This window comes from Sneathia sanguinegens, assembly GCF_001517935.1.
GTDB lineage: Bacteria > Fusobacteriota > Fusobacteriia > Fusobacteriales > Leptotrichiaceae > Sneathia > Sneathia sanguinegens.
In genome coordinates, this window is the sequence record NZ_LOQF01000004.1 from 1 (window position 1) to 20,510 (window position 20,510).

A 20,510-nucleotide genomic window follows, 5' to 3' on the forward strand; every position below is an offset into this window, starting at 1 on the left:
AGCAACATACCGAACCTAGAAGTTAAGCCTATATACGCCTAAAATACTCAGTAATGGGGAAGATTGGTAACTGCCAAGTTTAGGTGTCTTCGTAGCTCAGCTGGTTAGAGCATTTGGCTGTTAACCAAAGGGTCGTTGGTTCGAGTCCATCCGAGGACGCCATTTTTTTTTATTAATTATATTAATTATACATAGAAGGAAGGAAAAAGATGGAAAAGATTAATTTAAATGATATTGAAAGATATTCAGTTTCTTTTGAAAAAAAGAATTTAAAAGTTTTACAAAATTCTGTTCGTAAAAATGGAATTAATAATGCAACATTTAATACTGAAGCACAAATAAGAGACCAACATATTTATTCAGTTGACATTAAAACAGGTGCTGTTGCAAATCAAAAGCAATCTGGAAGATGTTGGATGTTTGCAGCACTTAATACTTTTAGACATAAATTAAATAAAGAATACAAATTGAAAGATTTTGAATTATCACAAACATATACATTTTTCTATGATAAATTAGAAAAATCAAACTATTTTTTAGAAAATATAATTAAAACTTTAAATGAAGATTTAGATTCAAGATTAGTACATTTCTTATTAGCAACACCACAACAAGATGGTGGACAATGGGATATGCTAGCTTCATTAATTGAAAAATATGGAATAGTTCCTAAGTATGCAATGCCTGAAGCTTTCCATAGTACAAGTTCTATGAGATTAGATGATTTATTAAATAAAAAATTAAGAAAATCAGCACAAATTTTAAGAACTATGAATGAAGAAGGAAAGACTTTAGAAGAAATTAGAGAAAAAAAAGATGATATTTTAAATGAAATATATTCTTTCTTAGTAGTTAGTTTAGGAAAACCACCTAAAACATTTACTTTCGAATATGAAGATAAAGATGGAATTTTTCATAGAGATATAGATGTAACACCTAAAGAATTCTTTGATAAATATGTTGGTATTAATTTGAATGATTATATTAGCTTAATTAATGCACCAACTAAAGATAAACCATATCACAGAACATTTACAGTAGATTATCTAGGAAATGTTCTTGGTGGAAGACAAGTTAAATATTTAAATGTTACTATGGATGAATTAAAACAAGCTACAATTTCACAATTACAAGATGGTGTTACAGTTTGGTTTGGTTGTGATGTTGGACAAAGTTCAGACAGACAATTAGGATTAATGGATTTAGATATATTTGAAGTAGATAAGAGTTTTGGTATAGACTTTTCTATGTCAAAAGAAATAGCACTAGATTATTGTGAAAGTTTAATGACACATGCAATGGTATTATCAGGTGTTAATTTAGTAAACTCTAAACCTAATCGTTGGAAAGTTGAAAATAGTTGGGGAGAACAACCAGGAAATAAGGGATATTTCGTTATGACTGATGAATGGATGGATAAGTTTACATACCAAGTTGTGATTAATAAGAAATATTTACCAGAAAATTTAAGAGAAAAAATAGAACAAGAACCAATAATATTAAAACCATGGGATCCAATGGGTTCATTAGCCTTAATGAAATAGGAGTTACATTTGTAACTCCTTTTTAATCTAATTTATTTTTTAAAGCCATTATGGCCATTATTATTGCAATGAGATCATCAGCTTGCCCAGCAATTGGTATAACATCAGGTATAATATCTATTGGCGAAGCAACATAAATAATAGCAAAAATAATTAATAAAATTTTTTTCATAATTTAACTCCTTAATTAAAGAATTTCATAAGCTATTCCAAATTTTTCCATTGCTATTTGTTTAGCATCTCTTGAATTAGTGGCATCTATTAAGACTTCACGAATTTTTCCAGTTTGTCTATCTTTTACTCTTACAAATATTCCCATATTAAATACTCCTTTTTCTTATATTATATCAATTTAAAATGACGAAAATTGTCAATTAGTTTCAAAAAAACATAACTTGACAAAATAGTATAAATATTATAGAATAAATCTATAATCCTTTCCCACAAAGGACCGTTATTCACGAAATATATAGGAGGAATTTAAGTGAATAAGTATACAAAATCACAAAAAAAAGAAGAAGTTATAAGAAAGTGGCATGAAATTGATGCTACAGGAAAAATATTAGGAAAATTAGCAACAGAAATTGCAGTTATTCTTATGGGTAAAGATAAACCAACATATACACCTCATGTTGATGGTGGAGATTATGTAGTAGTTGTAAATGCAGATAAAATTGCAGTTACTGGTAATAAATTAAAAGATAAAAAATACTACAGACATAGTGGTTACCCTGGAGGTTTAAAAGTTAGAACTTTGCAAGAAATGTTAGATAAGAAACCTACTGATGTTTTAAGAAAGGCAGTTGAAAGAATGTTACCTAAGAACAAATTAGGAGCACAACAAATTACTAGATTAAAACTTTATGTTACAGCTGATCATAAACACGGAGCACAAAAACCAGAAAAGGTAGAAAAGTAGGAGGTAAAATAAAAAATGGCAAAGTTACAATATTTAGGAACAGGTAGAAGAAAGACATCTGTTGCAAGAGTAAGATTAGTACCAGGAGATACTGGTGTAGTTATAAATGGAAAAGATATGAGAGTTTACTTTGAAGGAAGAGAAATTCTAGCTAAAATAGTTGAACAACCATTAGAAGTTACAGAAACAATGGATAAGTATAAAGTATTAGTTAATGTATATGGTGGTGGAAATTCAGGACAAGCAGGAGCAATTCGTCATGGTGTTGCAAGAGCATTGTTAGAAATTGATGCTGAATATAGAGCAGTATTGAAAGAAGCAGGATACTTAACAAGAGATTCAAGAATGGTTGAAAGAAAGAAATACGGAAAGAAAAAAGCAAGAAGAAGTCCACAATTTTCAAAGAGATAGTAAAAATAAAATACACCCACATTTATGGGGTGTATTTTTTTATAATTAAATTTTAAAAATCAACGATTTTAAAATATTTAGAATTTAAAAAATCTAAAGGATAAATTAAATTAGAGTTATTTTCTATTACATCACCTACTACATCTCTATATAGATTATATATGAAATGAGAGCAATATGTTGTTCCAATTGTCATATTTGGAGGAGTCAAGATGAAATATGAAAAATATAGATATTTAGTATAAATCTTATCTAGCAATTTTTTTCTAATTTCATCATTTATTCCCTTGTATCTTAATAAAATAAATTCTCTATTATCAGCAGTTAAAAATGAGAAAGGGAATTCTCTTAAGCCAAATTGCATATTCGGAAAATCTACAATTTTATTATTTTCTGTAACAAACATTACATGACCCCAAAGTTGTGTAACCTTATTTTTTCTAGGTTTGTATATAATGAGGTCACCTACTTTTGCTATATTATTTAATTTTTCAATATCTGCTGTATTTTTCCAATTTAATTCTCTAGCAAAAGTAAAAAAAGAAATAAAAAGGAATAAAATATATATTTTTTTCATAAGACCTACTTTAAAAATTTATCAGCTAAGGCTAAAGAAATTTTCTTATCGCCAATAGCAAATTCTATAACCAATCCTTTATCATCTATATTTTTTATACGACCTGTTCCATATGAATTATGTTTAACAACTTGTCCAATTTTAAATTTAGTATTAGGTGTAAATTTAAAAGGATTAAAGTTTTCTATTGAAGTTGTTTGTTTCTTAATTTCATTTGGTTTTATAAACTTATTTTCATATTCATAATAATTTTCATTCATATCTCTTGAGAAAGCTGAAATTGTTTTATTATACTCAGTAATACCATTAAGCGATCTAGATAAACAATAAGTGAAATATAGTTCTTGTTGAGCACGAGTTATTGCAACATAAAGTAATCTTCTTTCTTCTTCCAATTCGCTTGGTTCAAGTATAGAAGTATAAGTTGGAAATAGATCAGACTCAAAACCAGCTAAGAAAATTGTATCAAATTCTAAACCTTTTGAACTATGTATAGTCATAAGTTTAACCTTATCATCTGTAGAAACATTATCATTTGAACTTGAAAGTGAAGTTAAGGTTAAAAATTCATCCAAGCTTAAATTTTCAGTCATTTTTTCTAAATCATGTGTATATGTAAGTAATTCTAAAACATTTTGTTTTCTATCTTCAGCATTTTCTAATTTTGAAATATATTCGAAATAATCTATTTTTTCAATTAATTTTTGTAATAAGGCACTAACAGTTAAGGTGTCAACATCTTCAGCTAAAGTAGTTATTAAGTTATAAAATGAACTAACACGATTATTTGTGTCTTTTCCTAAAGCTTCTAATAAAGATATATTATTTTCCTTTGCAATATTTAAAATCTTTTCTTTTGTCTTGTCACCAATATTTCTTTTTGGATTACTTATACATCTATCAAAGGAAATAGAATCATTAGGATTGTTTAAAAATAAAAGATACGCAAGTAAATCTTTTACTTCTTTTCTTTGGTAAAAAGATAAGCCACCATAAATTGTGCAATATATACCATTTTTGTTTAATACTTGTTCTAAAATACGAGATTGTGCATTTCTTCTATAAAGTATTGCAAAATCACTTCTTTTTTTTGAAGAACTTTTTATTTTATTACAAATATATTGAGCTTCATCATAAGGATCACAAGCTTCATAAATTGTAGGTTTTTTTCCTAAGCCATTTTTAGTCCAAAGTGCTTTACCAAGAGAACTTGTATTTTTTGATATAACAGAATTTGCTAAATTAAGTATGTTTGAAGTAGATCTATAATTTTGTTCTAATTTAATAATTTTAGCTTCTGGGTAATCTTTTTCAAAATTAAGTATGTTATTTATATTAGCTCCACGAAAAGCATAAATACTTTGATCTTCATCACCAACTACACAAATATTTCTATACTTTTGAGCTAATAATTTAACAATGTTGTATTGGATGTCATTTGTATCTTGGTATTCATCAACTAAAATATATTTGTATCTTTCTTGAAGAATTGCTAAAATTTCAGGAATCATAAGTAATTTTTTACAATTAATAAGTATATCTGTAAAGTCCATACAATTATTATTAATCAAAGTTTCTTGATATTCCTTGTAGATTTCATAAAAAATTCTATTATCATTAATTTTTAAATTCATTTCTTTATCAAAAGTTTTTAAACATATACCATTTTCTTTACATCTTGATATTTTTGAATAATAGTCTGAAGCAGTTTTATCTATATTTAATTTTGAATTTTTAATTATCTTTTTTATTAATTTTTTTGAATCGTCAGCATCATAAATATTAAAATTGTTTGTAAAACCAATATTTGTTCCATATTGTCTTAATATTCTTATTGCAAAAGAATGAAAAGTAGATATTATCATTTGTTTTGCATCAGCACCAATTAAACTAGAAATTCTTTCTTTCATTTCAAGTGCTGCCTTATTTGTAAAGGTTAAAGCTAATATAGAATGGCTAGGAATATTACACTCTTTAACCATATGAGCAATTTTGTAAGTTATAGTTCTAGTTTTACCACTACCTGCACCAGCTAAAATTAATGTGGGACCAGTTATATAGCTTGCAGCTTTTTTTTGTTCGTCATTTAAGTTGTCTAAAATATTCATTGTCAATCTCCTATTAAATAATAAGAATTATATCACACTTAAATATAAAAATGAATATTTACAAAAAGTGTATTATTTGGTAAACTAAGTATATTGTGAATTTTGTTGAGGTGATATATGAAAAAACGAATAATATTTTTCACTATTCTAATTAGTTTGTTAAACTATTCTAAAGATATAGAGTTTAAAATTAAATTAGGAACAGAATTATCTTTTGGAATTGAAGGAATAGATATAGATTTAGATAAAGAAAAGACAATAAGGTTGCTTTTACCTAGAGAAGATAAATTTAAAGAAGCAAAAACAGATAATATAAATGAATTTTCTAAAAAAATAAAGAAATTATTGGAATCAGCAAAGGAAAAGCCAAAGACACAGGTAATGGCTAAAAGTAATAAAGAAGAAAATAAAGCTGATAAATTTGGGTTAGTTAAGGAAATTGTTAAAAAAGGTATAGTATTAGATGCTCCTATTATAGAGGGCGAAGTTAACATAAAAAAAATAAATACAAAAATAGGAGCTAGAATAGAACCTAGTACATTAAGATTTAATGATGAAAAATATAGTTTTAATGTTCAAAGAGCATATATTCAAACAGATACAGATACAAATATATTTAAAATGACAAACACCCTATATATTAAAGGTTATGAAAAAGAAAGAGTAGGCTTTGATAAGTTAAGATTAGAAAATAAGGAAAGAACAAAGGATATAACACAATTTAATAGTTCTGGTGTACTTATGCCAACTTCATGGTCAATTAGACCTAGATTAGCATATATGACTGCATTATCTAAAAAGGCAAGGGAAATAGCAATAGCTACTGGAGTTGAAACAGATGTAATAAAGACAGCTAATAAGAAATTGACTATAGGAGCAAATTATCATTTTTCTAATTTTAGTGATGATCTTTTAAATATAGATGAATTGAAAAAAGATTCAAAAAAGCTATCACCAGGTTATACAAAAGTTGAATATTTTAAAAATTGGGAACTTGGTAAAAATAGAAGTATAGAAAATGGTACTTTAACTGGTAAAAGAGGAAGTATAAGATCTGTAGGTTTACCTACAGGTACTCTATATGGGACTTCAGTAATGGATTATGCATTGAATCTTGCATATACATCATTAATAAAAGAATTAGGAAAAAAAGGTAAAGAAATAGATAATATATTAGAAAAAGTTCAAAAAGGCAAAAAAATGACCTTGGATGATTTTGTTAAATTAACTTCAAATGATGAAGGATATGCTAAATTAGCAAATCATTTTAAAAGTAATGAAAGCTTTTTGAAATTTATAGCTCCTTTTGTTGATAAGGCACTTTATGAATTTAAAATGAAAACAAATGACGAAGTTTCAAGTTATCATGTTCAAAATTTCATACCAAAGGACTATATAGATTATTTAAAATATTTTAAAAAAGGTATAAATGAAAAAATTGATGAGGATAAACCAAAGCCACCTACACCAAATCCTCCACAACCACCTACACCAAAGCCAGAACCTACACCAGAGGAAAGACCAAAGAAGTCAATAGCAGATGATATTGATTATTTGTTTCCAAAAGAACAATTAAAAGGTGTAGAAAAATTTATGGAAGCACCTAATTTGATAGGGAATATTAAATTGGGAGAAGAGATATATAATGGATTGAAGGGTGATTTTGAGTATTTGGGAGGAAAATTTGAAAGTAAAGATGCAATAAAGAATACTTTATTAGATATAACAAAAGAAGGAGTTTATTTTGATTGGTTTATACCTAAATTTGATATAAATAGAAGCAAAACATATAAAAACTTGAAAAAATCAATTAGTAATGTAAGCAATGAATTGTTAAAAAATAAGAAAAAAATAAATGAGGCATTAGAAAAAAACATAGCATTTTTGAAAACATTAAATGATAAAGATGATGAAAAAATAAAAAGAAGTATAAAAGAATTAGAAAATAGAAAAAAAGAAATAGAAACATCACTTAGCATATTAGAAAATATAAATAAGACATTGCAAAATTTAAATGTTTTAAGTGCAATTGGATTAAGTGCAGAAATTTACAGTAAATGGGAAACAATAAAATCAACAATAAATTCTTTCAAAAATTATAAAAAAGCATACCTAAAACCTATAGATGAAATAATTGGTATTAAAGGGACTGAATATATTAAGGGAGTGTCTGATATAGTTAAGCATCCAGAAAGAGTAGAAAGTTTTGATATGTTTCGTGGTTTGCAAATTTTGAAGTCTGAAAATGATATAGTTAGTGTAGACTTTGCTTCTAAATTAAATAAATATATTGATAAAGAATATAAACCATACTATGGTGTTGCACAGGGATTGAATATTAATATTAATTATTCTGATTTAGATAATTGTGTATTTACTAATTTGAATCTTGATAATAGTATATATAGTAATAATAATGACCATTTATATAGAGTTACAGGTTTATTGAATTTCATATACGAACCAGAATTTGCAGAAATAGGTGCAAATTTAAAAATAAATAATAGAGATATTTCTTTTAAAGAATTAAAGTATAATAAGTTGAATTTAGATGCAGATATGTACTTTAAATTAAAAGTCAAGAGTAAAAATTCTAAATGGATATTTAAACCGGGAATAAGTTATGTTGGAAATTTTGAACATATATTTTCAGAACAAGCACCAGTATCTGTTGATGTGTATAAAAGAGAAAATGGTATGTTGATTAAAAAGAAAGATGCACCTAAAACAAATAATAAGAATTTTGATGAAATTGTTCCGGGTTCCAAGGTTGATATATCTAAATATTCTAAATACTTATTTAAAGAAGGTTTAGATAAATATTTTGAAAAAGAAAAAAAATCAACAACAAATAAGTGGTTAAAACCTGTTAATATATTGATTCCATCTATGGAAATTGTATATAAACCAAATGAAAGTTATATGCTAAATTATGGAGTTGCTGTTCCTATTAAATATGTAGAGAATAGAATTGATGGTGTTATGATGAAACACTCACTTGGGTTAACTATAAATTTCTAAGAAAAAGAGGCTTTTGGCCTTTTTTTCGTAGCTTTAAAAAAAAAAGAATATATGGTACAATAATTAGTGAAAGTCAAACATTGTAGGAGGAAATGTGGAAGAAATAGTACAAAGGGTATCTAAAATTTTAGATATTAATGCAAAGAATGTAGAAGATACATTTAAATTATATGAAGAAGGAGCAACAATCCCATTTATTTCTCGTTATAGAAAAGAAGTAACTGGGGGACTTAATGAAGAACAAATAAGAGATATAATTGATAAAATAACATATGAACAAAATCTTGAAAAAAGAAAAGAAGAAGTTATACGATTAATAGATGAACAAGGTAAATTAACTGATGATTTGAGAAAGCAAATAAGTGAAGCAACAATTTTACAAAAAGTTGAAGATATTTATTTACCATATAAGAAGAAGAAAAAAACTAAAGCAGATATAGCTAAAGAAAAGGGTCTTGAACCTTTTGCAAAAAAAATATTGGATGGACTTAGCATAAAAGATTTGCAAAATTGTGCAGGTGAATATCTTAATGAAGAAGTTCAAAATACAGAAGAAGCAATAGAAGGAGCTTATTTGATACTTGCTCAAGATTTATCTGAAACAGTCAATTTGAGAGAATATTTAAGAGAACAAACAAGTCAAAATGCTATACTTTATGCAAATGTTATAGAAAAAAATAGGGCACTTGACGAAAGATTAGTTTATTCAAATTATTATGAATTTAATGAAACAGTTAAAACAATAGCATCTTATAAGATATTAGCAATTAATCGTGCAGAAAAAGAAAAGATACTTAAAGTTAGTCTTGATTTTGAAGAAAGTGTGAAATTAAAAATATTTAGATATTTATATAATCATTTCTTTAAAAAAGCAAATTCTGATATGAAGGAAGAATTAATGAAGGTAATTGAAGATAGTTATCAAAGATTACTTTTTCCATCTATAGAAAATGAGGTTAGAGCGAATTTAAAAGAGAATGCCGATAAGGAAGCTATTAATATTTTTGCTACTAATCTTGAAGCTTTATTATTGCAAGCACCGATTTATAAGAAGACTATTTTAGGTTTAGATCCGGGTATTAGAACTGGATGTAAATTAGCTGTAATTTCAAAAGAAGGTTTTTTTGTAACTTCTGATGTAATTTACCCTGTTAAGGGGGCGCATAGTGCAAGTATGCTAGAGAAATCTAAAATAAAATTGATTAAATATATTAAGGATTATAAAGTAGATATAATATCAATAGGAAATGGTACAGCATCTCGTGAAACAGAAGCTTTTGTTGCAGATGCGATTAAAGGCTTAAATTGTAAATATATCATTGTAAATGAAGCAGGGGCTTCTGTATATTCAGCTTCAAAATTAGCAGCAGAAGAATTTCCAGATTTAGATGTTACAGTAAGAGGAACTATATCAATAGCAAGAAGGGTGCAAGATCCTTTGTCAGAATTGGTTAAAATTGATCCGAAATCTATTGGTGTAGGTATGTATCAACATGATGTAAATCAAAAAGAATTAGAACAAGAATTGACTAATACTATAGAAAAAATCGTTAATAGAGTAGGTGTCAATTTGAATACAGCATCTTTTGCTTTACTTAGTTATGTATCAGGAGTAAAGAAAAATATTGCTAAAAATATAGTGGATTATAGAAAAGAAAATGGAGATTTTAAATCAAGAAAAGAATTAAAAAAAGTAAAAGGTTTAGGTGAAAAAGCTTTTGAACAAATGGCAGGTTTCGTTGTTATACCAGAATCAGAAGATCCATTTGATAATACTATAATTCACCCAGAATCATATAAGCTTGCTCAAGATATATTGAATTTAATAGGTATTACAAAAGATGAATTTAAGAAAGACTATAATTTAAGTCGTGAAAAATTAAATAATTTGGGACAAAAGGCAGTTTTAAATGAAATGTTAGCTAAAAATTATGGTAAGGAAACAATTATAGATGTATATAAGGCTTTATTAAAGGATAGAAGAGATCCAAGAGAAGATTATCCTATGCCTATATTAAAATCTGATATTTTGACTATGGAAGATTTGAAAGAAGGCATGCTATTAGAAGGTACAGTTAGAAATGCTACTAAATTTGGTGTATTTGTTGATATAGGTTTAAAAAATGATGCTATGATACATATATCAGAATTATCTGATAAATTTGTTAAAGATCCTACAAAAGAATTAACTGTAGGAGATATTATAAAAGTAAGAGTTTTAAGTATTGATAAAATAAGACATAGAGTTACATTGTCAAGAAAAGGAGTTAAATAATGGAATTAGACTATTCAAAAACCTTAAATTTACCTAAAACAAGTTTTAAGATGAAGGCAAATTTAGCTCAAAGAGAAGGTCTTCAATTAAGAGATTGGCAAAAGGCAAAAATATATGAAAAAAGTATAGCAGATAAAACAAAACCAGTATTTTTCTTACATGATGGACCACCTTATGCAAATGGAGACATTCATGTTGGACATGCTATTAATAAGATTTTAAAAGATATAATTTTGAAATATAAGAGATTAAGAGGATATAATGCACCATATATTCCAGGGTGGGATACTCATGGTTTGCCAATAGAATGGAAAATTATTCAAGAAAAAGGTGAAAAGCTTGCTTCAATGACTACTTTAGATTTAAGAAAAGAATGCAAAAAATATGCACTAAAGCAAGTAGAAAAACAAAAGAAGGATTTTGTTAGACTAGGGGTATTAGGTGATTGGGATAATCCATATATTACATTAAAACCTGAATTTGAAGCAGAAGAATTAAGAGTATTTAAAGAAATTTATGAAAATGGATATATATTCAAAGGGTTGAAACCAGTTTATTGGTCTCCAACAACTGAAACAGCTTTAGCTGAAGCTGAAATAGAATATAAAAATGTCAGTTCCCCAGCAATATATGTAAAAATGGATATGCTAGATGATGGCTTGAAGGCTATAGGAATGGATAGTGCAAGCATAGTTATATGGACAACAACACCATGGACTTTACCAGCTAATTTAGGTATAGCTTTGAATAAAGATTTTGAATATGGAGTTTATAAGACAGAAAAAGGAAATTTAATAGTTGCAAAAGAATTAGCAGAAAAAGCTTTTGCAAAAATGAATTTAAAGTATGACTTAATTAAAACTTTTAAGGGTGAAGTATTAGAAAGAACGCATTATCTACATCCTTTCTTTGATAGAGAAGGTTTAGTTATATTAGCTGATCATGTAACTCTTGAAGCTGGTACAGGTTGTGTACATACTGCACCAGGACATGGGGTAGATGACTTTATAGCAGGTAATAAATATGATCTTGGTATTTTATCACCAGTAGATGATAGAGGACATATGACTTTTGAAGCTGGTAAATATGAAGGTTTATTCTATAAAAAAGCAGAAAAGAAAATCGTTGAAGATTTATTAGAAAGTGGTCATATTTTAGCTTATGAAGAAATAGTTCACTCATATCCTCATGATTGGAGAAGTAAAAAGCCAATTATATTCCGTGCTACAGAACAATGGTTTATAAATATAGCAGACAGTGATATAAGAGAAAGAGCTATTAAAGCTTTAGATGAAATAACTTTTTATCCTCAATGGGGTAAAAATAGAATAAAGGCTATGCTTGAAGTTAGACCAGATTGGTGTATATCAAGACAAAGAGTTTGGGGTGTACCTATACCTATTTTCTATAATAAGAAAAATGAAATAATTTATCATAGTGATATTATGGATAGAGTAATTTCTTTAGTTGAAAAAGAAGGAACTGATATTTGGTGGAAATATAGTGCAAAAGAAATAATTGGAGAAGAATTACTTAAAAAATATGAATTAAATGCAGATGAAATAAGAAAAGAAAAGAGTATTTTGGATGTATGGTTTGATTCAGGGGTTACTCATAGATCAGTAGTTACAACAAGAGGATATAAAAGACCAGTAGATTTATACTTAGAAGGTTCAGATCAACATAGAGGTTGGTTTCAATCATCACTTTTAACTTCTATTTCTAGTACAAAAGATAAGCCATATAAGAGAATCTTAACTCATGGTTTTGTAAATGATGGTCAAGGTAGAAAAATGAGTAAATCTATAGGAAATACAATAGTTCCAAATGATGTTATTGAAAAATATGGAGCAGATATTTTAAGATTATGGGTATCATCAGTAGATTATAGAGAAGATGTTAGATTATCAGAAGATATTTTAAATAGAACTTCAGATTCATATAGAAAAATTAGAAATACAGCTAGATATCTTTTAGGAAATATTTATGATTTTAGTTATAGTAAGGATAAAGTAGCCTATGAAGATATGCTAGAAATTGATAAATGGGCTTTGAATAGACTAGAAAGATTAAAGAAAAAATTAGAAAAATTATATGATAACTATGAATTCTATAATATCTTCCAAGAAATTTCATATTTTTGTATTATAGAAATGTCATCATTTTATTTAGATATTATAAAAGACAGACTATATTGTGAATATAAAACAGGTTTGAAGAGAAGATCAGCACAAACAGTTTTAGCTGAAATTTTACAATTTTTAGTTCGTGTAATATCACCAGTATTATCTTTTACAGCTGAAGAAATATGGGATAAGATGCCAGAAGACTTAAAAGATTCAGAAAGTGTTTTATTAACTTCATGGATTTATGCAAATGAAAAATATATAGATGATGAATTAGAAGAAAAATGGAATAAATTAGCTAATTTAAGAAAAGAAGTAAATAAGAAAATAGAAGAAAAAAGACAAAAGGGTGAAATAGGTCTAGCACTTGATGCAAGAGTAATGTTAAATATACAAAATGAAAAATTTGATTTTGTAAAGACATATTCAGATTGGGATTTATCAGATATATTCTTAGTTTCTCAAATAGAATTTACAGATGAAAAATTAGAAGAAACAGAAATAGAAGGTGTTACAGTTAAGATTGTAAGAGCCCTAGGTAAAAAATGTCAAAGATGTTGGAAATATAGTGAAGATATGGGAGATGAAGCCTTTGGACAAGTTACAAAAAGAGATGCAGAAGTCCTTAGACTAATGAAAGAAAATGGAGAATTAAATGAAGAAGAATAATGAAAATTTTCTTTATGTAGGTATAGTTGTCTTATTATTACTAATAGACCAATTATCTAAGCAAGCAATGCGAAATTTAGCGAATGGTGTGATAGGCTATTCAATGAAAATATTTGGAGATTTCTTTAGATTAACCTATGTTGAAAATCACGGAGGTATTTTTGGAGTATTTCAAGGACATATAAAAGCTTTTACTATAGTTAGTTTAATATTAATAGCATATATATATTTTACAGAATTGAAAAATTTTCATAAATATTCAAATTTAACAAAAGTAGGAGTCTTATTCATTATTGCAGGTGCAGCAGGTAATATGTTTGATAGATTATTTAGATCTTATGTAATAGATATGATAGATTTTAGAACTATATGGCAATTTGTATTTAATATAGCTGATATGTATATACATATAGGAGTATATCTAGTTATAATAGCATATATATTAAAAAGGGGTAGAAAAAAATGACTTTTCAAAATATAATATTAACACTTCAAAAATATTGGGAAAAACAAGGTTGTGTTTTAGCTAATCCTTATGATGTAGAAAATGGTGCAGGAACATTTAATCCAGATACCTTTTTAATGTCATTGGGACCAGAAGATTGGAGTGTTGCTTATGTTGAACCATCAAGAAGACCAAAAGATGGAAGATATGGAGAAAATCCAAATAGGGTTTATCAACATCATCAATTTCAAGTTTTGATGAAACCATCTCCAGATAATATACAAGAACTTTATTTAAAAAGTTTGGAAGCATTAGGAATAGATCTTAAGGAACATGATGTTAGATTTGTAGAAGATAACTGGGAATCACCAACTTTAGGAGCTTGGGGGCTTGGTTGGGAAGTTTGGCTTGATGGAATGGAAATTACACAATTTACATACTTTCAACAAGTTGGAGGCTTAGAAGTAGAAATAACACCAGTAGAAATAACTTATGGTTTAGAAAGAATTGCACTTTATTTACAAAATAAAGACAATGTATATGAACTTGATTGGTCAGAAACTGTTAAATATGGTGAAAGAAGATATCAATATGAATATGAAATGTCAAAATATAGTTTTGAAATAAGTGATAGTGAAATGAATTTCAAATTGTTTGATATGTATGAAAAAGAAGCAAAAAATTGTTTGAAAAATAAGTTGGTATTACCAGCCTATGATTATGTACTTAAATGCTCACATACATTTAATAATTTAGATGCTAGAGGTTCTATAGGTACTACAGAAAGAATGGCATATATTTTAAGAGTTAGAGAATTGGCGAAAAAATGTGCAGAAATTTTTGTTGAAAATAGAAAAGCTTTAGGTTTTCCATTATTAAAAAAAGGAGATAAACAATGAATTTTTTATTTGAATTAGGAGTTGAAGAATTACCATCAAGATATGTGGATATATCTGAAAAAGCTCTTAAAGATAAGATGATTAAATTTTTAAATGAAGAGAGAATAAAATTTTCTAAAATTGAATCTTTTAGTACACCAAGAAGATTAGCTTTTGTAATTCAAGATTTAGCTGAAAAACAAGAAGATTTGAATGAAGTTAAATTAGGACCTAACTATGCTGTAGCTATAAAAGACGGAAAGGCAACAAAAGCTTTATTAGGCTTTTTAGCAGCAAATAATTTGAAAGAAAATGAATATAAGCTAATTGATACAGCTAAAGGTAAATATGTACAAATACAAAAATTTATAAAAGGTAAAAATACAGTGGATATTTTACCAGAAATTTTGGAAAAGGCATTAAAATCATTAGAATTTGAAAGAACAATGAAATGGGGAAGACATGAATTTAGATTTGTCAGACCTATAAAGTGGATAGTTGCTTTGCTTGGAAAAAATATTCTTGACTTTAATTTTGAAGGTATTAAAGCAGGTAATAAGACAAGAGGAATAAGAGTATTTGCAAGTCAAGATATAGAAATTGATGAAATAACTAATTATGAAAAATTATTAGAACAAAATTATGTTATAGTAAATCATGAAAAAAGAAGACAAATGATTATAGATAGTATACATAAAAATTGTGATAGTTCTGATAAAAAGACACAAATTGATGAAAAATTATTAGAAGAAGTTACTAATTTAGTAGAATATCCTTATGCTATTTTAGGAAGTTTTGATGAAGCATATTTGGCTTTACCTGAAGATTTGATAACTATAACTATGAAAACTCATCAAAGATATTTCCCGGTAAGATATATGGATGGAAAACTTGCAAATAATTTTGTTGTTATTAGAAATGCACCATTTTATTCAGAAAGTGTTAAATTAGGAAATGAAAAAGTAATAATTCCGAGATTAGCAGATTCAAAATTCTTCTTTGATGAAGATTTAAAGAATAAATTAAGTGCTAATGTTGAAAAATTAAAAAATGTAATGTTCCAAAAAGATATGGGAACTATTTATGAAAAAATGCAAAGAATGCAAGAAATTGCAAAATATATGGGAGCAAATGAAGATGCTTTGAGAGCTATTTATTTGGAAAAGGCAGACTTAGTTTCTAATGTAATAAATGAAAAAGAATTTACACAATTACAAGGGTTGATGGGTTCTATTTATGCAATTAAAACTGGAGAAAATGAAATTGTATCAAAGGCTATTAGAGAACATTATTTACCAAGATTCAAGGGAGATATATTACCAAGTACCTTTGAGGGAACTATAGCTTCTATAGCAGATAAATTAGATACAAGTATAGGTGCTTTTTGTGTAGATTTAAAACCTACAGGTTCAAAAGATCCTTATGCAATAAGAAGAGCAACACAAGGTATATGCTATGTAGCCTTGAATAAAAAGCTAGATATTGATTATATGAAATTGATAGAAAAAGCTTATGAAATTTTCAATTCTATGAAAGAAGTAACTAATAAAAAGGCTTTGGAAGAATATAAGATATATTTCAAACAAAGATTAGAAACTATTTTAGCAGAAACATATTCAAAAGATTTAATTTTATATGTAATTAATACTGAAACAAATTTCAGTAAAATTATAACAAAATTAGAAAAATTAAAGGAATTAGCTAAAGTAGAAAAATTCACTAGCCTTATAAATGTTCTTAAAAGAATAAAAAATATAGTTAAAGATAGTAAGAGTATAGAAATAAATGAGGCTTTATTTAAAGAAAAAGCAGAATATAATTTGAAAGATATTTTAAATTCATTAAAGGACAAGAATTTTTCTGAAACTATAGATATTTTAATAAATAGTGAAAAAGATATAAATGAATTTTTTGATACTGTAAAAATAAATGTAGATGAAAAAGCTATTTCTGATAATAGATTAGCCCTACTTAATAATTTACTTAAGTTAGTAGGAAATATTATTGAAATATAGGAGTAATATGAAAAAACTTATTCTAATTATATCTTTATTATCTTTTATTTGCCTAAAAGGTGAAGAAGATAAATCAAAATATATTTTAGATAATTTAAAAATAGAACCTATTGATGCTAAGAATAATGGCATAGGTCTTAATATAACCTATTTGATAGGTAGTGATAAAAAAACTTATCCAAGAGATAGAATAAATATTATTACAAAAAGTTCTAAAAAAAGGGAAGATATTTCTTATGAATTAAAAAATGAAGACATAAAAAATACATTTATCACTATAAAAAAATTAGGAACTACTGAAAATGATGTTAAAATTAATACAATAGAAAAAGAAAAGAAAAAAATAAAAAATAAGAATAATACTAAAAATATTCTTGGCTTATTAAATGATTATGGAAAAAAGATGCAAAAAAAATATGGAAGCATTAATAAAGATTTTTTAATAGTTCAAGAAGATATTAATAAAAAAGATAATATTGTTATAATATTTGGAGGAGATAATGGGAGAAGATAGATTTACAGACTTATCAGAACATATTGAAGATAGTGGACTTAGTAATAATCTTAGACCAAAAAACTTTGATGAATATATAGGACAAGAAAAATTAAAAGCGGCTATGAAATTATATATCCAAGCAGCAAAATTGAGAAATGAACCCATGGATCATATTTTACTATATGGTCCTCCTGGTTTGGGGAAAACTTCACTTGCCTATGTTGTTGCAAATGAAATGAATAAAAATATAAAAATAACTTCAGGACCAGTTTTAGAAAAATCCGGAGATTTGGCATCTATTTTAACAGCTTTAGAAGATGGAGATGTTCTATTTATAGATGAAATTCATAGATTAAATACAAGTGTAGAAGAAATACTTTATCCGGCAATGGAAGATGGAGAAATAGATATACTTATTGGAAAAGGACATGGAGCTAAAAGTATAAGAATAGATTTACCTAAATTTACTTTGATAGGAGCTACAACTAATGCTGGGAAGTTATCTAAACCTTTAAGGGATAGATTTGGAGTTTCTCATAGAATGGAATTCTATACAATTGATGAACTTTCTAGTATAATAAAAAGAGGAGCTAAAATTTTAGAAATACCTTATGAAGATACAGCAATAGAAATTATGGCAAAAAGAAGTAGAGGTACACCAAGACTTGCAAATAGAATATTAAAAAGAGCAAGAGATTATGCCATGATCAAAGGAAAAGGTATAATAGATGAAGCATCTGTTATGGGTATATTGAATATGCTAGAAATTGATGAATATGGTTTAGATTCAATGGATAGAAGAATAATAAATAAAATAATAGAAAACTATAATGGAGGGCCTGTTGGGCTAGAAACTTTATCTTTATTACTTGGTGAAGATAAAAGAACAGTTGAAGAAGTATACGAGCCTTATTTAGTGAAAAATGGTTTAATTAAAAGAACAGCAAGAGGTCGTGTTGTAACAGAAAAGGCATATAAGCATTTAGGCTTAAAAGGTGAATGATAAATGTTAAGTATAGTCGTTGATAAAAAACAAATAAATGAAGATTTTGTTATAATATCCAACATTAAAGACATTAGACATTTAATTAATGTTTATAGACTTAATGTTGGTGATTATTTCCGAGTTACTGATGGAGAATATCAATATATTTGCAAGATATTTAAGGTATCAAAAAAGGAAATCTTAGCTAAAATTGAAAATAAAGATGAGGATATATATAGTTTAAATATTAATATTGATGTAGCAATAGGACTTATAAAAAATGATAAGATGAGTTTACTAATAAAAAAATTAACAGAGATAGGAGTTAGAAATATAATTCCTTTGAAAACTGAAAGAGTAGTTGTTAAAATTGATAATAGTAAAAGTAAGTGGTCTGATATTGTTACTGAAAGTATGAAACAATGTAGAGCAGTTAAAAGAACTAATATTAGTGAAATAACAAATTTAAGACAGATAGATTTTAGTTCTTATGATAAAGTAATATATTTATATGAAAAATCTTTAGAAAATAAAAAAATAACTGAAGTAATTTCATCTGAAGATAAAAATATATTGTGCATAATAGGACCTGAAGGTGGCTTTACAAAAAATGAATGTAATATTTTAGATGATAAAAATGCTATTCAAATAAGTTTGGGGAATAGAATATTAAGGGCAGAAACAGCAGCAATAGTTGTTTGTGCAATTTTGTCGCATAGTTATGGATATTAAAGGAGACTAGACATGAAAAAAATAATATTAATACTTACATTAGCTAGTTTATTTTCTTGTGGAATGAGAGAAGATACAAAAAATGGAAATAGAATGGTTTTGGTTGGAGATAATTACTATGTATATTATGATAATCAAGTTATTGAAATACCTAAGGGAACTTATCTAACAAAGGAAACTAAAGTTGATGATTATTTCTTTAATTTTGCAGGAAAACATTTAAAAGATGAAAGAAAATTATTAGTAGACTTGACAAAATATTTCCCTCATGAAATAAAGGAAGTTCAAATCGGTCAAAAACCTGAAAATTTTGTGGAAGTACCAAGAATGAATGTAAATGGTAAAGAAATGATAGATAGTATAAAATTAGCAAATATTTTATCAGGTATGGACAGTGATGCTCTTATAAATTCTGATTCAAGTTCAGAAATAATAGATGTAAAAAATTCTAATGAAGTTGATCCTAATGTTTCACTTGAAGGTAAAAAAGTTGAAATATTGAATGCAAATGGTATACAAGGCTTTGCAAAACAATTAGGAGATGCTTTCGCAACTAATTTGAAAATGGAATATAATGCAGAAAATTATTCAAAAGCCTCAGATATGACATATATAATAAATCATAAATTGACTGAAGCAGAATTGAATAAATTTGTTAATAGTATTAGTTCAAAATATATAAAAATTTTAAATGATCAATCTATAAAACCTGATGCAGATGTAGTTCTAATTACAGGAAATGATGCAAATGTACAATATCCAATAACATTAATAACAAAAAATGCTAATTCGGATATACAAAATATTTTAACAGATTACCAAGTTATTTTAAAACAAGATTCTAAGGTTAGTGATGGTGTTGTAATAAAATATAATAAGGAAGATATTTTTATAGCCAAAAAAATTGCAAATCTTTTAGGAGAAGTTAAATTACAAGAAGATAATAATATAACAAAAGGTTTGGTAATAGAAAGTTCAAGATAGGAGAAAAATGTTAGATATAAAATTAAGATTAGACAAAATAGTTTCAGCAATTGAAGATAAAAAAGGAATGGATATTAAAGTTTATCCTATGGAAGGGAAAACACCTTTTTATGATTATTCAATACTTTGTACTGGGAGTTCAAAAAGAAATATTTCAGCTATAGTTGATGCAATAAAGGATAATTTAGATGTGGTTAAATCTGTAGAAGGTTTAGAAGATAGTGAATGGGTTTTAATAGATGGAGAAGATATAATAGTTAATGTATTCACAAAAGAAGCAAGAGAATATTATGAATTAGATGGATTTTATGGAGAAATTTAAGTA

At 26.6% G+C, this 20,510-nt stretch carries 18 protein-coding genes and 1 tRNA gene; 15 read left to right on the top strand and 4 right to left on the bottom strand.

Going from position 1 to position 20,510, the window contains the following annotated elements; all coding sequences use genetic code 11:
- Nucleotides 1-85 precede the first annotated feature (85 nt).
- Nucleotides 86-162, top strand: a tRNA-Asn gene (locus AWT65_RS02485).
- 47 nt (nt 163-209) lie between these two features.
- On the top strand, nt 210-1,544 hold the full coding sequence (locus AWT65_RS02490; RefSeq protein WP_066729027.1) for a C1 family peptidase: 1,335 nt from the start codon (nt 210-212) through the stop codon (nt 1,542-1,544).
- Nucleotides 1,545-1,566: 22 nt separating this feature from the next.
- On the opposite strand, the gene AWT65_RS06345 is transcribed toward AWT65_RS02490, so the two are convergent.
- Nucleotides 1,567-1,716, bottom strand: coding sequence for a DUF1232 domain-containing protein (locus tag AWT65_RS06345; protein WP_083497799.1), 150 nt, complete (start codon nt 1,714-1,716; stop codon nt 1,567-1,569).
- Nucleotides 1,717-1,731: 15 nt separating this feature from the next.
- Nucleotides 1,732-1,863: a hypothetical protein gene (locus AWT65_RS06790; RefSeq protein ID WP_269744834.1), complete on the bottom strand. Its 132-nt coding sequence runs from the start codon at nt 1,861-1,863 to the stop codon at nt 1,732-1,734.
- A 165-nt stretch (nt 1,864-2,028) separates the two neighbouring features.
- On the opposite strand from AWT65_RS06790, the gene rplM reads away from it, so the two are divergent.
- Together rplM and rpsI are read left to right on the top strand one after the other, a co-directional pair.
- Nucleotides 2,029-2,463: a 50S ribosomal protein L13 gene (gene rplM / locus AWT65_RS02495; RefSeq protein WP_066729029.1), complete on the top strand. Its 435-nt coding sequence runs from the start codon at nt 2,029-2,031 to the stop codon at nt 2,461-2,463.
- A 15-nt stretch (nt 2,464-2,478) separates the two neighbouring features.
- Nucleotides 2,479-2,874: a 30S ribosomal protein S9 gene (rpsI, locus tag AWT65_RS02500; RefSeq protein ID WP_066729034.1), complete on the top strand. Its 396-nt coding sequence runs from the start codon at nt 2,479-2,481 to the stop codon at nt 2,872-2,874.
- Between the two features lie 52 nt (nt 2,875-2,926).
- On the opposite strand, the gene AWT65_RS02505 is transcribed toward rpsI, so the two are convergent.
- Together AWT65_RS02505 and AWT65_RS02510 are read right to left on the bottom strand one after the other, a co-directional pair.
- The gene (locus AWT65_RS02505) at nt 2,927-3,451 is read right to left on the bottom strand and encodes a hypothetical protein (protein ID WP_066729037.1); all 525 of its coding nucleotides are present in this window, start codon (nt 3,449-3,451) and stop codon (nt 2,927-2,929) included.
- 5 nt (nt 3,452-3,456) lie between these two features.
- Complete coding sequence (locus AWT65_RS02510) at nt 3,457-5,559, bottom strand: ATP-dependent helicase (protein ID WP_066729039.1); 2,103 nt, start codon at nt 5,557-5,559, stop codon at nt 3,457-3,459.
- 117 nt (nt 5,560-5,676) lie between these two features.
- Here AWT65_RS02510 and AWT65_RS02515 point away from each other — a divergent pair, with 117 nt between their 5' ends.
- The 11 genes from AWT65_RS02515 to rsfS all read left to right on the top strand — a co-directional run bounded on the left by AWT65_RS02515 (nt 5,677) and on the right by rsfS (nt 20,507).
- Nucleotides 5,677-8,580: a hypothetical protein gene (locus AWT65_RS02515; protein ID WP_066729041.1), complete on the top strand. Its 2,904-nt coding sequence runs from the start codon at nt 5,677-5,679 to the stop codon at nt 8,578-8,580.
- A gap of 94 nt (nt 8,581-8,674) precedes the next feature.
- On the top strand, nt 8,675-10,855 hold the full coding sequence (locus tag AWT65_RS02520) for a Tex family protein (protein ID WP_066729042.1): 2,181 nt from the start codon (nt 8,675-8,677) through the stop codon (nt 10,853-10,855).
- The gene (ileS, locus tag AWT65_RS02525) at nt 10,855-13,650 is read left to right on the top strand and encodes an isoleucine--tRNA ligase (protein ID WP_198142941.1); all 2,796 of its coding nucleotides are present in this window, start codon (nt 10,855-10,857) and stop codon (nt 13,648-13,650) included. Before AWT65_RS02520 ends, ileS begins: the two co-directional genes overlap by 1 nt.
- Entirely contained in the window at nt 13,637-14,116 is a 480-nt protein-coding gene (gene lspA, locus AWT65_RS02530; RefSeq protein WP_066729047.1) for a signal peptidase II, read from the top strand. The genes ileS and lspA overlap by 14 nt, the downstream gene beginning before the upstream one ends.
- Complete coding sequence (glyQ, locus tag AWT65_RS02535; protein WP_066729050.1) at nt 14,113-14,994, top strand: glycine--tRNA ligase subunit alpha; 882 nt, start codon at nt 14,113-14,115, stop codon at nt 14,992-14,994. Before lspA ends, glyQ begins: the two co-directional genes overlap by 4 nt.
- On the top strand, nt 14,991-16,988 hold the full coding sequence (gene glyS / locus AWT65_RS02540) for a glycine--tRNA ligase subunit beta (protein WP_066729051.1): 1,998 nt from the start codon (nt 14,991-14,993) through the stop codon (nt 16,986-16,988). The genes glyQ and glyS overlap by 4 nt, the downstream gene beginning before the upstream one ends.
- 7 nt (nt 16,989-16,995) lie before the next feature.
- Nucleotides 16,996-17,502 carry a hypothetical protein gene (locus tag AWT65_RS02545; protein WP_066729052.1) on the top strand — a complete coding sequence of 169 codons (507 nt, stop codon included), beginning with the start codon at nt 16,996-16,998 and terminating at the stop codon, nt 17,500-17,502.
- Nucleotides 17,489-18,487, top strand: a complete 999-nt coding sequence (gene ruvB, locus AWT65_RS02550; RefSeq protein ID WP_066729056.1) for a Holliday junction branch migration DNA helicase RuvB — start codon at nt 17,489-17,491, stop codon at nt 18,485-18,487. Before AWT65_RS02545 ends, ruvB begins: the two co-directional genes overlap by 14 nt.
- A 3-nt stretch (nt 18,488-18,490) precedes the next feature.
- The gene (locus tag AWT65_RS02555; RefSeq protein WP_066729059.1) at nt 18,491-19,201 is read left to right on the top strand and encodes an RsmE family RNA methyltransferase; all 711 of its coding nucleotides are present in this window, start codon (nt 18,491-18,493) and stop codon (nt 19,199-19,201) included.
- A 12-nt stretch (nt 19,202-19,213) separates the two neighbouring features.
- Nucleotides 19,214-20,185 carry a hypothetical protein gene (locus tag AWT65_RS02560; RefSeq protein ID WP_066729062.1) on the top strand — a complete coding sequence of 324 codons (972 nt, stop codon included), beginning with the start codon at nt 19,214-19,216 and terminating at the stop codon, nt 20,183-20,185.
- Between the two features lie 7 nt (nt 20,186-20,192).
- Nucleotides 20,193-20,507, top strand: a complete 315-nt coding sequence (gene rsfS, locus AWT65_RS02565) for a ribosome silencing factor (protein WP_066729064.1) — start codon at nt 20,193-20,195, stop codon at nt 20,505-20,507.
- Nucleotides 20,508-20,510: the final 3 nt, after the last annotated feature.

What these genes read in the sequence shown, in the direction of transcription:
- AWT65_RS02490 (WP_066729027.1), top strand. Translation starts at nt 210, where the DNA reads ATGGAAAAGATTAATTTAAATGATATTGAAAGATATTCAGTTTCTTTT.
- AWT65_RS06345 (WP_083497799.1), bottom strand. Translation starts at nt 1,716, where the DNA reads ATGAAAAAAATTTTATTAATTATTTTTGCTATTATTTATGTTGCTTCG.
- AWT65_RS06790 (WP_269744834.1), bottom strand. Translation starts at nt 1,863, where the DNA reads ATGGGAATATTTGTAAGAGTAAAAGATAGACAAACTGGAAAAATTCGT.
- rpsI (WP_066729034.1), top strand. Translation starts at nt 2,479, where the DNA reads ATGGCAAAGTTACAATATTTAGGAACAGGTAGAAGAAAGACATCTGTT.
- AWT65_RS02505 (WP_066729037.1), bottom strand. Translation starts at nt 3,451, where the DNA reads ATGAAAAAAATATATATTTTATTCCTTTTTATTTCTTTTTTTACTTTT.
- AWT65_RS02510 (WP_066729039.1), bottom strand. Translation starts at nt 5,559, where the DNA reads ATGAATATTTTAGACAACTTAAATGACGAACAAAAAAAAGCTGCAAGC.
- AWT65_RS02515 (WP_066729041.1), top strand. Translation starts at nt 5,677, where the DNA reads ATGAAAAAACGAATAATATTTTTCACTATTCTAATTAGTTTGTTAAAC.
- ileS (WP_198142941.1), top strand. Translation starts at nt 10,855, where the DNA reads ATGGAATTAGACTATTCAAAAACCTTAAATTTACCTAAAACAAGTTTT.
- lspA (WP_066729047.1), top strand. Translation starts at nt 13,637, where the DNA reads ATGAAGAAGAATAATGAAAATTTTCTTTATGTAGGTATAGTTGTCTTA.
- glyQ (WP_066729050.1), top strand. Translation starts at nt 14,113, where the DNA reads ATGACTTTTCAAAATATAATATTAACACTTCAAAAATATTGGGAAAAA.
- glyS (WP_066729051.1), top strand. Translation starts at nt 14,991, where the DNA reads ATGAATTTTTTATTTGAATTAGGAGTTGAAGAATTACCATCAAGATAT.
- AWT65_RS02545 (WP_066729052.1), top strand. Translation starts at nt 16,996, where the DNA reads ATGAAAAAACTTATTCTAATTATATCTTTATTATCTTTTATTTGCCTA.
- ruvB (WP_066729056.1), top strand. Translation starts at nt 17,489, where the DNA reads ATGGGAGAAGATAGATTTACAGACTTATCAGAACATATTGAAGATAGT.
- AWT65_RS02555 (WP_066729059.1), top strand. Translation starts at nt 18,491, where the DNA reads ATGTTAAGTATAGTCGTTGATAAAAAACAAATAAATGAAGATTTTGTT.
- AWT65_RS02560 (WP_066729062.1), top strand. Translation starts at nt 19,214, where the DNA reads ATGAAAAAAATAATATTAATACTTACATTAGCTAGTTTATTTTCTTGT.
- rsfS (WP_066729064.1), top strand. Translation starts at nt 20,193, where the DNA reads ATGTTAGATATAAAATTAAGATTAGACAAAATAGTTTCAGCAATTGAA.